The organism is Tenacibaculum discolor (assembly GCF_003664185.1).
GTDB classification, from domain to species: Bacteria; Bacteroidota; Bacteroidia; order Flavobacteriales; family Flavobacteriaceae; genus Polaribacter; species Polaribacter discolor.
The window spans coordinates 364,587-377,637 of sequence record NZ_RCCS01000006.1 but is presented as its reverse complement, the minus strand read 5'-3'; the positions used below and the strand labels follow the sequence as shown (position 1 = coordinate 377,637).

General features: G+C 31.7%; 13 protein-coding genes and 1 riboswitch. Of the genes, 6 read left to right on the top strand and 7 right to left on the bottom strand.

Annotation, left to right across the window (positions count from 1 at the left end; translation table 11 throughout):
• Window positions 1-21 precede the first annotated feature (21 nt).
• From C8N27_RS07980 to C8N27_RS07955, 6 genes are all read right to left on the bottom strand, one after another.
• Window positions 22-654, bottom strand: coding sequence for a mechanosensitive ion channel domain-containing protein (locus C8N27_RS07980; protein ID WP_394342566.1), 633 nt, complete (start codon window positions 652-654; stop codon window positions 22-24).
• Between the two features lie 396 nt (window positions 655-1,050).
• On the bottom strand, window positions 1,051-2,163 hold the full coding sequence (locus C8N27_RS07975) for an ABC transporter substrate-binding protein (RefSeq protein WP_121146934.1): 1,113 nt from the start codon (window positions 2,161-2,163) through the stop codon (window positions 1,051-1,053).
• 12 nt (window positions 2,164-2,175) lie between these two features.
• Window positions 2,176-2,703 (bottom strand): alpha-ribazole phosphatase, encoded by a 528-nt coding sequence (cobC, locus tag C8N27_RS07970; protein ID WP_121146933.1) that lies wholly within the window; start codon window positions 2,701-2,703, stop codon window positions 2,176-2,178.
• Complete coding sequence (locus tag C8N27_RS07965) at window positions 2,688-3,458, bottom strand: adenosylcobinamide-GDP ribazoletransferase (RefSeq protein WP_121146932.1); 771 nt, start codon at window positions 3,456-3,458, stop codon at window positions 2,688-2,690. Before C8N27_RS07965 ends, cobC begins: the two co-directional genes overlap by 16 nt.
• Before the next feature lie 2 nt (window positions 3,459-3,460).
• Window positions 3,461-4,498, bottom strand: a complete 1,038-nt coding sequence (gene cobT / locus C8N27_RS07960; RefSeq protein ID WP_121146931.1) for a nicotinate-nucleotide--dimethylbenzimidazole phosphoribosyltransferase — start codon at window positions 4,496-4,498, stop codon at window positions 3,461-3,463.
• A gap of 3 nt (window positions 4,499-4,501) precedes the next feature.
• Window positions 4,502-5,005 carry a bifunctional adenosylcobinamide kinase/adenosylcobinamide-phosphate guanylyltransferase gene (locus tag C8N27_RS07955; RefSeq protein ID WP_121146930.1) on the bottom strand — a complete coding sequence of 168 codons (504 nt, stop codon included), beginning with the start codon at window positions 5,003-5,005 and terminating at the stop codon, window positions 4,502-4,504.
• 101 nt (window positions 5,006-5,106) lie between these two features.
• On the opposite strand from C8N27_RS07955, the gene C8N27_RS07950 reads away from it, so the two are divergent.
• From C8N27_RS07950 to C8N27_RS07940, 3 genes are all read left to right on the top strand, one after another.
• Window positions 5,107-6,045 (top strand): ABC transporter substrate-binding protein, encoded by a 939-nt coding sequence (locus tag C8N27_RS07950; protein ID WP_121146929.1) that lies wholly within the window; start codon window positions 5,107-5,109, stop codon window positions 6,043-6,045.
• A gap of 9 nt (window positions 6,046-6,054) precedes the next feature.
• Window positions 6,055-6,248, top strand: a riboswitch (cobalamin riboswitch).
• Between the two features lie 31 nt (window positions 6,249-6,279).
• Complete coding sequence (locus tag C8N27_RS07945; RefSeq protein ID WP_121146928.1) at window positions 6,280-8,151, top strand: TonB-dependent receptor plug domain-containing protein; 1,872 nt, start codon at window positions 6,280-6,282, stop codon at window positions 8,149-8,151.
• Between the two features lie 3 nt (window positions 8,152-8,154).
• Window positions 8,155-9,225 (top strand): YncE family protein, encoded by a 1,071-nt coding sequence (locus C8N27_RS07940; protein WP_121146927.1) that lies wholly within the window; start codon window positions 8,155-8,157, stop codon window positions 9,223-9,225.
• A 65-nt stretch (window positions 9,226-9,290) separates the two neighbouring features.
• Here C8N27_RS07940 and C8N27_RS07935 read toward each other — a convergent pair whose 3' ends face one another.
• Window positions 9,291-9,704, bottom strand: a complete 414-nt coding sequence (locus tag C8N27_RS07935) for a thiol-disulfide oxidoreductase DCC family protein (protein ID WP_121146926.1) — start codon at window positions 9,702-9,704, stop codon at window positions 9,291-9,293.
• Between the two features lie 147 nt (window positions 9,705-9,851).
• On the opposite strand from C8N27_RS07935, the gene C8N27_RS07930 reads away from it, so the two are divergent.
• The 3 genes from C8N27_RS07930 to C8N27_RS07920 are packed head-to-tail and all read left to right on the top strand — an operon-like array spanning window position 9,852 to window position 13,032.
• The gene (locus tag C8N27_RS07930) at window positions 9,852-10,553 is read left to right on the top strand and encodes an ABC transporter ATP-binding protein (RefSeq protein ID WP_099214295.1); all 702 of its coding nucleotides are present in this window, start codon (window positions 9,852-9,854) and stop codon (window positions 10,551-10,553) included.
• A gap of 2 nt (window positions 10,554-10,555) precedes the next feature.
• Window positions 10,556-11,785, top strand: a complete 1,230-nt coding sequence (locus C8N27_RS07925; protein WP_099214296.1) for an ABC transporter permease — start codon at window positions 10,556-10,558, stop codon at window positions 11,783-11,785.
• A gap of 2 nt (window positions 11,786-11,787) precedes the next feature.
• Window positions 11,788-13,032 (top strand): ABC transporter permease, encoded by a 1,245-nt coding sequence (locus C8N27_RS07920; RefSeq protein WP_099214297.1) that lies wholly within the window; start codon window positions 11,788-11,790, stop codon window positions 13,030-13,032.
• The last annotated feature ends 19 nt before the right edge of the window (window positions 13,033-13,051 follow it).

The window sequence follows — 13,051 nt, the reverse complement described above, 5'->3', positions numbered from 1 at the left end:
CAGCAGGTTAGATAAAACAGTTTATTTTTTGCTTTGTGTTGTTTTTTCTCCTTCAAAGTTTACCGTAGGGATTTTTACAATTTCAAATGTCGTGGAAGCTAGAATAACTTTACCATTAGTTTGTTGAATTTTCTTTCCAATCTCGTCGTTCAGAATATGTTTAGTAAATCTTCTTTTCTTGTAATCAACAATATATCTTAAGTTAAACTGAATCCAATTGTCAGTTAGAGTAATAGCAAGAGTTGGATCAACTTGTGCATCTTCTATATAATATTTGTCAACTACATCTTTCCAATCAGAAATCGAAGCATTAACATATTCCGATAGATATTCTTGAGCAACAGAAATTATAATTTTCTTTACCATTTCAATATCAGAGCCGTAACGAATAGGTAAATTGAATTCATCCCACACAAAGGGAAAATCTTGAGAATAATTATAAACAGGGCCTTTAAATACAAAAGCATTACTTAGCTTGACTATTCGACCACTGTAGTTATCACTTGAAACCCATTGACCGATTTCCATCATTGTTGTGTAAATACTATCAATATCAATCACATCGCCTTTAATTCCATTGATTTCAATTCTGTCACCAGGTTTGTATACATGTACAAAAAAAATATAAAATGAACCAGCAATGCTAAGAAACAACTCCTGTAAAGTAATTGTTATACCGGCTGTGAGGAGCCCAATGGCAAGACCAAAATCTTTAATGTTACCCGTGAAATATGTAATAGTAATTAGGATGGCGAAAAAGTAACCGATAATTTCAATTCCTTTTTGCGATTTATATCTTAGAGAATTGTCTGGTAGTCGCTTTTTTAATAGCCTTCTTGCCCACGCAATAATTGATAAAATCAATATAATCCATACTAAGTATTTAAAGATACTTAGTAGAATAGGATGTTCAGTAAACCAATATTTCAACTCTTCTATCAATTCATTCTTTTTATTATACGAACATGATTAGATACATGAGTTAATTATAAACACTTATATCTATTGATAGCTAAGTTACTAGTTTAAAGGTTAAGAACCAATCTAAGTTTACTCCACCTCTTTATAAAAAGTTAATTCATATTCTGGCAACAAATTAGGGTGCGTAATTTTTATTAAATCTTTTAACACCAAATCTGGTCGTACAGGAGAGAGTTCAAAGTAAATTAAACCACCAGTTTCTCCTTTGTTATGTCCGATAGAAAATATTTTATTATTGGTAAACGCATCAAATTCTTTGTAATGAATATTTGCAGTAGTTAACTGTTCTTTGGTAGCATACAAGCCACAGTTAAACCAAAAATCAGCATGTTGTCCTTTTTCCAATACACTTTCAAAACTTAGTGGTAAGCTACCCGTTCCTTTGGTTTCTTTCCACAAGTAGTTTAAGTTCGCATCGTTGTAAAACGTCGCAATAAAACTTTCACCCGCAGGAACATTCCAAACATCTTTAAACATACTTCCAGATAAAATAGTAGGCTGTTTAGCACTGTTTTTAGCAATTTCTTTAGCTTTTAAGTATTCTGTTTCTATGTTGGTAAAAATGCTATCAGCTTCCTTCTCTTTTCCGTATAAAGCCCCGAAAAATTTAATCCATTCAGCTCTTCCTAAAGGAGTTTCTTCTAGCCAATCTCCATTAAAAATTACAGGAATCCCTGTTTTTTTGATGTTTTGGTATAGTTTAGTATTTGGATGTAGGGCAAAACCAACAACTAATTCAGGTTCAATATCAATCAACTTTTCAGTATTCATGTCTTGTTCCAAGCCTAATTCAACAATAAAACCTTCGTCAATTCTATTTCTTGTTCTTTTTGAAGAAACATATTTGGTATGCGGAAAACCAACAATAGTGTTTTCAGCATTCAAAAGTTCCAACATTGGAACATGCGTAGTACTGGTAATTACCATTTTTTCTACAGGAACTTTAATTTCATTTTTAGAAAGGTTGGTTTTGTTGGAAAGGGTGTAAGAAAAATATTCGTGCGAGCTTTGAAAAGCTTTTTTTATGATTAATTTTTTTGCTCCGTTTTCTGAAATGATATCAAAGCCTTTGGCATATTTTACAGTGCTTTGTGAGGTTTTCTTTTCAGTAGTTTTTTTAGTTTCTTGCTTACACTGTGTGAACAGAAGTAATAAAGAAAAAATAAGTAAATAACGTTTCATAGTACTCTATTTTTATAAGTGGAAGGTTAGTGTATCTCCGTAGTTTAGTTTTAATTCAAATGATTTTTCCAACGGAATATTGTTTGTATAAGCCCAAAGACTCCTCATTACTCCCGCATGGGTAACAAGCACTACTTTTTGGAGGTTTTTGGCTTTTAATTCGGTTAAAAAATCGGTGGCTCTGTTGTGTAAATCGATATAAGACTCTCCATTTTTAGCAGGAGTTTTTACAAAGTCTTTCATCCAAATATCGAGTTCCTTTTTATCAATATCATTCCATTTTTGGAGCTCCCAATCACCAAAATCAAGTTCTTTCAGTCGATCGTCAAAAATTATTGTAGATGAAAGTTTTTCAGCTAAAAGTTTACAACGTTGTAAGGGACTGCTGTAATATGTTATATCGGTATCGTTAACAGGAACTTTTTTTAGAATAGTACTCACTTCTTCTTCAAAAGTAGTTGTTACCCCAATATCAGCTTGACCATAGCATATTCCTTTGGCGATATTTGGAGTGGTATGTCGTACTAAAATAACTTCCATAAAGCGAGTAGACTTAGATAAAAAACAATTTCAGCTACTTGTTGCAAAGCACCCGCACAATCTCCTGTTTGACCTCCAATCCATTTTTTAAAGAAATGCCCCATATACAAATAGATAAGTAGTAATGGGAGCAACACCAAAAATATCATTGGCTTTTGAAAGAAAAATAAGGGAACTATTCCAAAAATAGCTGATATGAGTAGCGATTTACCACTCATTTGTTTGGTTGTTGGCTTTATTTTAGAGCTGTCAATATCTCTTACATATTCATGTGTATATAACATTATAGTTGCAATAAATCGGCTAATACTGTGCCCTGAGATAATTACTAAAATTAAATTAACGGATAGGCTTTGTAAATGATATAGAGCTAAAAACTTTATAGCTAGGATAAAGACCAAACCACTAACTCCAAAAGTTCCAAGTCTGGAATCTTTCATGATGGTTAAAATCTTTTCTTTGGTCCATCCACCACCAAAACCATCGCATACATCGGCAAATCCATCTTCATGAAAAGCCCCTGTAATCCAAATAGAACTAATCATGCTGATTACAATAGCAATATCTGTAGAAAAAATATAAGCGGAAGCGAAATAGGCGAGTGCAGCAATGCTTCCAACTACAATTCCTACTAAAGAAAAATAACGACTGCTCTTATTGAGTATTTCAGGAGAATGATTTACCCATTTAGGACACGGAATTCGTGTGAAAAATAATACAGCAGTTAAAAAATAATGGATTTGTCTTTTTATCATAACTAGGCCTCGCTAACATTGGCACTTTTAAAAGTAGCCATTTCGTTTAAAAAGTTTACACTCGATTGAATAATAGGAAATGCAACTGCACAACCTGTACCTTCACCTAAACGTAAACCTAAATTTAAAAGCGGTTCAGCATTTAAAAATTCTAACATTTTTTGATGACCTTGTTCTCCTGAATTATGACAGAAAATGCAATAGTCTAGAATATTAGAATTCATTGCATGAGCTGCTAATAGGGCAGAAGTAACAATAAAACCATCAATAAGTAAGGTCATTTTTAAAGAAGCGGCTTCTAACATAGCACCACACATCATTACAATTTCAAATCCGCCAAAAGCAGTTAGGGCTTCCATAGGTGTTGAAATAGAATCGGCATGTAACTTATAAACCTCACGTAATGTGTCGATTTTTGTTTGTAGTCCTTTATCATCAACTCCAGTACCTCTACCAACACATTTTTCAATAGGTGTATTGGTAAAATAACTCATTAATAAAGCTCCAGATGAAGTATTGCTAATTCCCATTTCGCCAAAACCAATAATATTGGAACCTTCACTATATACTTTTCTTACCAATTTTCTCCCTTTTTCCAGAGCTTCTTGACAGTGTTCTAGCGTCATGGCTTTAGTAGTACTATAATCTTGAGTTCCTTTAGCTACTTTAGCATCGGTAAGTTGAGGATGTGCTTCAAAATCAGTATTTACACCAGCATCTACAATATTTAAAAGAATATTATTTTGTTTACAAAAAACATTGATGGCAGCACCTCCTTGCAAAAAGTTAAACACCATTTGTTGCGTAACCTCTTGTGGATATGGACTCACTTTTCCTGTGGTCGCAATTCCATGATCTCCTGCAAAAACCATAATAGTAGGCTTTGACAGTACAGGAGTAGTTGTATTTTGAATTAAACCAATTTGTAAAGCAATTTTTTCTAAACCGCCTAAAGCACCAATAGGTTTGGTTTTAAAGTTAATTTCTTCTTGAAGTTCGTTTTGTAGTTCTTTTGATAGAGGAGTTATAGTTGTTGTCATGTGTTATTTTAAAGTTAATGGAAGTCCAGATACCATAAAAGTAGCTTTGTCAGCCAATTTTGCTATGTGTTGATTCGTCCAACCTTGTAGTTGTGTAAACTTTCTTCCAGACTCAGAATTAGCATGTAACCCCATACCAATTTCATTAGAAATGATGATAATATTGGCGTCAATTTTAACCAATTTGTTTATTTCTTCTTTGGCGATTTCTAGTGCTTTTTCAATATCATATTTTGTATCTACAAAGAAGTTTGTTAGCCACAATGTAACACAATCGATAACCACAGTTTGTTTTTCAGAAATTACTTTACTTAACCATTTTTCTTCTTCAACAGTGGTCCAACGTTCATCTCTATCAGAAATATGCCTGTCAACTCTTTGTTTAAAATCTTCATCCCAAATACGAGAAGTCGCTAGGTAAATAGGGGTTTCAGATAAAGATTCTGCTAGTTTTTGTGCATAGCTACTTTTACCTGAACGTTCACCTCCTGAGATATAATATATCATGAAATCGCATTTTATTTTGACACAAAGATTGGAAAGATTTTTAATAAAAAACAAATTAAAATAGAGAACTGTTTATTTTTGCTGAACTAAAACTACGAATTATGACAGTATCTTCTTTTATGCCAGCAGTAACTCAGATGATTTATGATATGGGCTTACAAGATTATTTAAACGGAATTACTTTTGAGTGTCCTGAAGTGGCTTTAAAAGAAAAAGAAGTGGCTGTTCGATATAAGTTGGAAGGAAAAGTGCTAACGAGTAAAGAAATAACGGCTATTTTTTCAAAAACAAAGGCGGAAGGAAAAACCTTGTATTATGTAGATGAACCTGTTTTGGAAAGTATAGCACCTGATATTGTTTTTACACAAGATGTGTGTGATGTTTGCCAAATAGATACGGAGTCTGTGGCAAAATCAGCTTATAAATTACCTAAGGTTCCCGAGTTAATTTCTATAACACCAAACTCTTTAGAAGACGTTTTTGATAATGCATTAACCATTGCAAAAGCTATGAAGCGGGAAGAAGTAGGAGAGGCGTATGTGAAGGGATTAAAAAAACGTATATATGACATTGTAGATGTGCAACGTGAACATAAAATACAGTCTAAAAGTGTAATGCTGTTAGAGTGGATTGATCCGTTGTTTAATTGCGGACACTGGATTCCTCATCAAATAGGCTACGCAGGTGGTATTGATTTGTTATCGCATCCATCAGGAGATAGCATTGTTATTTCTTGGGATAAAATTGTAAAGTATGATCCAGAGGTGTTAATTATTGCTCCTTGTGGATATGGAATCGATAGAACACTAGAAGACATGAAGTTTTTAGAAGAAAGAGAAGAATGGAAGTCTTTGAGAGCTGTAAAAAACAAACAAGTATACATTGCTGACTTCGCGATGTTTACACAATCTTCTGCGGGTACTTTAGTAGAAGGAGTGGAATGTTTAGCAAAAATGATTCATCCAGATTATTATACACTACCAGAGAACTTAAAAACAAAATTCGCAAAATATCATGATTTGATGGTTGCTAATTTATAAGAATACTATACATTTGCCGTGATTTTTGGTTTTTCTTTAATCATCTATTAAAGAAAATTAAAAGGGAATTCGGTGCAAAACCGAAGCTGTTCCCGCAACTGTAAGCTATTAAGCTTGTAACAATTACTCAAACCACTGTTTTTTAATGGGAAGGTATGTTACAAGACGCAAGCCAGGAGACCTGCCAATTATTATAATTTAATTAAAGCTTTCGGGATAAAAGTTTGGTAGAATATGGCTAAAAAAGTAATTACATTTTTTTCTTTTTTTTATGTGGTTGTTCTGGTAGGGCAAAACGATACAATTTCTTATCGATTGGATGAAGTAATCATCAATGCTACAAAAAAATTAAAAGAAAACTCTATAGGTCAACATGTGGTTAGTCTTTCAGATTCTGTGTTGACACGAAATATTGAATCTTTTACTGATTTAATAAGATATAATTCATCAATTTATTTAAAGGAGTACGGAAAAGGAGGGACAAGTTCTGTGAGTTTTAGGGGGACGAGCGCTTCTAATACAGCTGTTGTATGGAATGGAATAAACATTAATTCTATAAACAATGGGCAAACAGGTTTTAATTCTTTAACAGTAAGCCTAAATGACGCTATTGATGTAAGAAAAGGAGGAGGGAGTATTGAATACGGTTCAGGAGCCATAGGAGGAACTGTACATTTAAATGATGTTTTAAATTACACGGAAGGATTTAATGTAAAAAATCAATTTGTAATTACAGGGGGAAGTTATAATACATTTAATTCATTTTTTAAATCAAAAATATCCAATTCAAAATATAGCATAGCTATAGGAGTTTCTAGAAATTCTTCAGAAAATGATTTTAAATTGTTTGATACAGAGTATAGGAATACTAATGGAGCTTATGAAAACTATGGAATTAACTTAGGTTTTGGGTATAAGTTCAATAATCAATCTGAATTAAAGTTTTATAGTACAAGCTTTTCTGGTGAGCGTCATTTCTCAGGAACATTACCTAATCCAACATCTGCAAGAGAAAAATATATAGACTCTAACCAGAGAAACTTATTGGTGTATGGTGTTGAAAAGGGTAGGATAGGACATGAAGTCAAGTTAGCATATTTAACACAGAAGTATCAATACTTTTCTAATAAGTTTTCTGATAATTTTAATTATGGAAAATCGAGAAGAGTAATAGCGTCGTACAACCTGAATTATAAACTTCCTAGAATTAAAGCAAAGATTTCGTCTTTTTCAGAGTATGAATCTGCTTTTGGTAGTACAGATGTAATTAAAGAGAAAAATAGAAAACAATTTTCTCAGTACCTTGTTTATACACAAGATATACATAAAAATGTTTCCTTTAATGTTAAGTTAAGAAAGGATTTTAATTCAGATTATAAGGTTCCGTTTGTTTATGCTGCAGGGATAAAAGCAACTCCTATTTCAAAATGGTATGTAAGAGTCAACGGATCTAAAAATTATAGAGTACCAACATATAATGACTTGTTTTGGCCAGGACAAGGAAATGAAAATTTGATTCCAGAAACATCTATTCAAGGTGAGGTAGGATTGGGGTACTCAAATAAAGGTTTAAACATTGATGTAGGGGCTTATTTGATTAATACAGATGACAAGATAGTCTGGACACCTTCTGGAGACCCAAATAGACCAGGAGTTTGGACCCCAATCAATTTAAATGAAACTCAAAATAAAGGTATAGAAGCTAGTTTAAGTTATGAAGTTGTTTTTGGAGAGTATAGATTTAATATATCCTCTAACTACTCTTATGCTTTAGCTAAAGATAGTGAAACAGATAAGTATTTAACTTTTGTGCCTAAACATTTATTGAATAGTAACTTATCGATAAGTCGTAAAAAAGTTAACCTATTTGCTCAGTCACTTTTTAATGGAGAAGTATATACGACCGAAGATAACTCTAATGATTTTATAGTTCCTAATTTTTTTATAGTTAATGTAGGAGCAGAATATAAGGTATACCAAAAGAAACGAAATCAGTTATTATTAGGAGTCAAGGTAAATAATCTATTAGGAGAAAAATACATGGTTATGCCAAGGAGGCCTATGCCACAAAGAAATTTTAACATAAATATCAATTATAAATTTTAACTAATGAAAATAACTAAATTATTAGGAATATTATTCTTAGGAGGTATTCTTTTTACATCATGTAGTGATGATGAAGCACCTAGTTCTCCTAAAATAGATTATGGAAACGGAATTTTGATAAGTGGTGAAGGTACTGAATCTGTTTCAGGGTCTGTTACTTTTGTATCTAACGATTTATCAGTTGTAGAAAATACAATTTATAAAAAAGTAAATGATGCTGAGTTTGGAGAGTATGTTCAGTCTATAGCATTTGATAATGATAGAGCTTACATTGTAGCTGATAACCAAAATACAGTAACAGTAGTAGATAAAAATACTTTTGAAAAGGAAGGAACTATTACAACAGGTTTATCAAAACCAAGGTATATGACAGTAGTAGGTAATAAAGGTTACGTAACTAATTGGGGAGCTACTGATAACGAAAGTGATGATTTTGTTGCAATTGTAGATTTAAACTCTTTAGAAGTAGAAGGAACAGTAGACGTAGCTTTAGGACCAGAAAGAATTATTGCTAAAAATGGAAAATTATATGTTTCTCATTTAGGAGCATTCGGAACAAATAATAAAGTAGTTATAATTGATATTGCTACAAAGTCAGTAGTGAAAGAAATAACAGTTAAAGATAGACCAGATGAGTTATATGTAGATAGTTCAGGTAAGTTAGTAGTTTTATCTCAAGGAAATACTATTTATGATGAGAATTGGAATGTAGTAGGACATACATTAGCAGCTATTTCTTTTATAAATACAGCTAGTAACGAGGTTGATTCAGAATTAGTTTTCAATGAAGGAGAGCACCCTTCTCAAATGGTTTTAGATGGTAATAATATTTATTATAGTTTAGGAAATAACATTTATAAAACGGATGTAAATGCTACTACTTTACCAACATCTGAATTATTAACTACAGATGCAGGATACCTTTATGGTTTAGGTGTAAGAAACAACGAAGTTTTTGTATTAGATGCTAGCTTTTCGGGTAATAGTAAATTAGATATTTACGATTTATCAGCAAAAACTAAAAAAGATACTAAAGAAGTTGCCTTAGGAGCTTCAAAAATTTATTTTAATTAAGTTGTCCCCCCAATAAACAGGGAAATATTGCTATGAATAAGCTCACCACTTGGTGAGCTTTTTTTTTATAAAAATTTTTCTTGTATTTCTTTAGAAGGAACCATGCACGCTTCTTTTTTACCAAACCATTTATAACGATTTTTAGCAATATAATCGTATACAATATTTCTAAGTCCTTCAGGTAGAATCCAAAAAACTTGAGTTAACTTCCAAACTCCACCAAAACCATTCATAATCTTTAAAGCGGCTGAAGATTTAATATCATAAGCCACATTTGGTTCATATAGAATAATAGAATCAACTTTAGAAGTATCAATACCCAGATATTGTGTGATTTCTTTTCCTATGTCAGATTGAAGGGAAGTAAATAGAAACATATTTTTAGTGTCATATTTTATAACTTTTAGTACACTATCGTTGCAAAAATTACACACACCATCAAACAAAATCACTTTTTTATTGCTAGGTAAATTGTTCATATTTAGTTTTTTGTAAAAATTTAAGTGTTAACTTGTAACATTAATCAAAATTAAGCGTCTTGTAAGAAAGTAAATAATGATTTAACAATAATTTACTGCAGATTAGAAAAATCAGTATTTATTTTTATTTAAAAATTAACTAACACTATGATTCGAATAGAAAATCTTCACAAATCTTACCCTATAGGAAAAGACTCACTTCATGTTTTAAAAGGGTTAGATTTACACATAAAAGAAGGGGAATTTGTGTCTATTATGGGATCTTCAGGGTCTGGAAAATCTACCTTATTAAATATTGTAGGTTTATTAGATACACATGATGAAGGAAAATATTACTTAAACGGACAGTTAATAGAAAATTTAAATGAAAAGAAAGCTGCTGTATTACGTAACAAGTTTTTAGGATTCGTTTTCCAATCATTTAACTTAATTTCTTATAAAACAGCCTTAGAAAATGTAGCGTTACCACTATATTATAAAGGAATTTCTAGAAAAGAGCGATTAGAAATAGCTTTAGAATATCTTGATAAAGTAGGATTAAAAGAATGGGCTAACCACTTGCCAAATGAGCTTTCAGGAGGTCAAAAGCAACGTGTAGCAATTGCAAGAGCTTTAGCTACTAAGCCAAAAGTTGTATTAGCAGATGAACCTACTGGGGCATTAGATTCTACAACAACCGATTCGGTAATGGATTTACTAAAAGAAATCAACGATGAGGGCATGACTGTTTTTGTAATTACACACGAAGAAGAAGTAGCAGCTCAAACTAATAGAGTTGTTCGTTTAAAAGATGGAGTTATCATAAGTGATGAGCTAACAGGAGTAGCGAATAAAGCAAAAGCAATTTAATTATGTTTGATTTAGATCGCTGGAGAGAAATATTTCAAAGTATTGGTAAAAATAAGCTGCGTTCTGTTTTATCAGGATTCACCGTTGCTTTCGCTATTTTACTATTTACGCTATTATTCGGAATTGTATCAGGTTTACAAAATCAGTTTAAATCTGCTTTTGTAGATGATGCAACCAATGCTATGTTTGTAAGAGTGTGGAAAACATCAAAACCTTATAAAGGATTACAAACAGGAAGAAGAATTCAGCTAAAAAATAAAGACTTTGATTATGTTAAAGACGAATATGAAAACAAAATTCAACATTTAACGGCAAGAATATACAAGAACGTAAACATTACTTATAAGAACAATCAAAATAATTATCAATTACGTGCAGTTCACCCAGATCATCAGTTTTTAGAAAAAACAATTATTGATGAAGGAAGGTATATTAACGATTTAGATTTAAAAAATAAATCTAAAGTAATTGTGATTGGTAGACTTGTTAAGGAAGATTTATTTGGAGAAAGACCTGCGTTGGGAAAAAGAGTAAATGTAGATGGAATTTCATATAAAGTAGTTGGAATATTTTCTGATAAAGGAGGAGATAATGAAGAACGATTGACTTATATGCCTGTAACAACTGCGCAAAAACTATATGGAAATAATGATTACATCAGTCAGATTAATATAGGGTACGATCCAAAGTTAAATTTAGATCAGGCCATTACATTTGGTAATCGATTAGAAAGAGATTTACGTAAAAAATTAGACATCCACCCAGATGATCAAAGTGCTTTATCTGTAAGAAATATGGCGGAAGCAAACAAAGGGATCAATCAATTTATGTTTGCATTGTATTTCATTGTCATATTTGTAGGTTCAGGAACTTTAATTGCAGGAATTATAGGTATTAGTAACATTATGATTTTTGTTATTAAAGAGCGTACTAAAGAATTCGGAATCCGTAAAGCATTAGGTGCAAAACCATCCTCAATAATTGGTATGGTAATTCAAGAGTCTATTTTAATTACCACAATAGCAGGATATTTAGGTTTAAGTTTAGGAACTTACATTTTAAGTGCTATTGGAGATAGTTTAGAAAAATACTTTATAAAAGATCCAAGTGTAAGTCCAGGAATTGTAATAGGAGCTACCATTATTTTAATCTTATCAGGGTTAATTGCAGGGTATTTACCAGCAAAAAAGGCAGCACAAATTAAACCAATTGTAGCACTAAGAGCAGATTAATTATGAAGTTTTTATTTGATTCAGACACTTGGCAAGAGATTTACGGAAGTATTCGTAAAAATAAATTAAGAACAGGTATTACCATTGTAGGTGTATTATGGGGAATTTTCATATTAGTAGTTTTATTAGGAGCTGCTCGTGGTATGGAAAACAACTTTAAAAGAATTTTTGGAGACTTTGCTACCAATAGTGTTTTTTTATGGACACAAAGAACAGATATGCCTTTTAAAGGATTTCAAAAGGGAAGAAGATTTGACCTAACATTCAAGGATATTGAGGTACTTCAAAAAGAATATAATAAAGAAATAAAGTTATTAGCACCAAGAAATCAAACCAATGGTAGTGTTGTTAAAGATTTTAAATCAGGAGATTTTCAAATAAGTGGAGATTATCCAGTTTTAGATCGTGTACAAAAGAAAGATTTAATCTACGGAAGATTTCTCAATCAAAATGACATAAAAAACAATTCTAAAGTTTGTGTTATTTCTGAAGACATGTACAAACAACTGTTTGATAAAAAAGAAATGCCAATTGGACAGTATGTGAAAATTAGCAATGTAAACTATAAGGTTATAGGGGTTTATAAACCTTCAAATACCATAGATATTGATGGAGATACTGCATACATTCCGTTTACAACTTTTCAAAAAGTATACAATACTTCAAATAAAGTAGATTGGATGATGATTACGGCAAATGAAGGAGTGGACATCAAACAGATGGAAAAAGACATTCTTTTAACCTTAAAGAACTTGCATAAGGTACATCCAGAAGATAAAAGAGCATTTGGTAGTGTAAATTTAGGAGACCAAATAGATAAGCTGATGGGCTTTTTAACAGGAATGCAGTTTTTAACATGGTTTGTTGGGATTGCAACCTTAATAGCAGGAGTTTTTGCTATTGGTAATATCTTACTAATTACCGTAAAAGAGCGTACTAAAGAAATTGGAATTAGACGAGCGTTAGGAGCAACTCCAATAAGTATTAAAAGACAAATAATATTAGAATCTGTTTTCTTAACGACAGTAGCAGGAATGTTAGGAATTATTTTTGGAGGACTTGTTCTATTCCTATTAGATTTTACAGTAGGAAGTGGTGATGATCCTACATTAGTAAATCCAACCGTAAATATACCCATAGTAATGCTAGCCTTTTCAATCCTAGTAATTCTAGGAACCTTAATAGGTTTAATACCAGCATATATGGCAACAATAGTAAAACCAATCGAAGCATTAAGAGAAGAATAAAAAAAGAAATAATCAATTA

What these genes read in the sequence shown, in the direction of transcription:
- C8N27_RS07935 (WP_121146926.1), bottom strand. Translation starts at nt 9,704, where the DNA reads ATGAACAATTTACCTAGCAATAAAAAAGTGATTTTGTTTGATGGTGTG.
- C8N27_RS07955 (WP_121146930.1), bottom strand. Translation starts at nt 5,005, where the DNA reads ATGATATATTATATCTCAGGAGGTGAACGTTCAGGTAAAAGTAGCTAT.
- cobT (WP_121146931.1), bottom strand. Translation starts at nt 4,498, where the DNA reads ATGACAACAACTATAACTCCTCTATCAAAAGAACTACAAAACGAACTT.
- C8N27_RS07930 (WP_099214295.1), top strand. Translation starts at nt 9,852, where the DNA reads ATGATTCGAATAGAAAATCTTCACAAATCTTACCCTATAGGAAAAGAC.
- C8N27_RS07975 (WP_121146934.1), bottom strand. Translation starts at nt 2,163, where the DNA reads ATGAAACGTTATTTACTTATTTTTTCTTTATTACTTCTGTTCACACAG.
- C8N27_RS07965 (WP_121146932.1), bottom strand. Translation starts at nt 3,458, where the DNA reads ATGATAAAAAGACAAATCCATTATTTTTTAACTGCTGTATTATTTTTC.
- C8N27_RS07940 (WP_121146927.1), top strand. Translation starts at nt 8,155, where the DNA reads ATGAAAATAACTAAATTATTAGGAATATTATTCTTAGGAGGTATTCTT.
- C8N27_RS07920 (WP_099214297.1), top strand. Translation starts at nt 11,788, where the DNA reads ATGAAGTTTTTATTTGATTCAGACACTTGGCAAGAGATTTACGGAAGT.
- C8N27_RS07945 (WP_121146928.1), top strand. Translation starts at nt 6,280, where the DNA reads ATGGCTAAAAAAGTAATTACATTTTTTTCTTTTTTTTATGTGGTTGTT.
- C8N27_RS07950 (WP_121146929.1), top strand. Translation starts at nt 5,107, where the DNA reads ATGACAGTATCTTCTTTTATGCCAGCAGTAACTCAGATGATTTATGAT.
- C8N27_RS07925 (WP_099214296.1), top strand. Translation starts at nt 10,556, where the DNA reads ATGTTTGATTTAGATCGCTGGAGAGAAATATTTCAAAGTATTGGTAAA.
- cobC (WP_121146933.1), bottom strand. Translation starts at nt 2,703, where the DNA reads ATGGAAGTTATTTTAGTACGACATACCACTCCAAATATCGCCAAAGGA.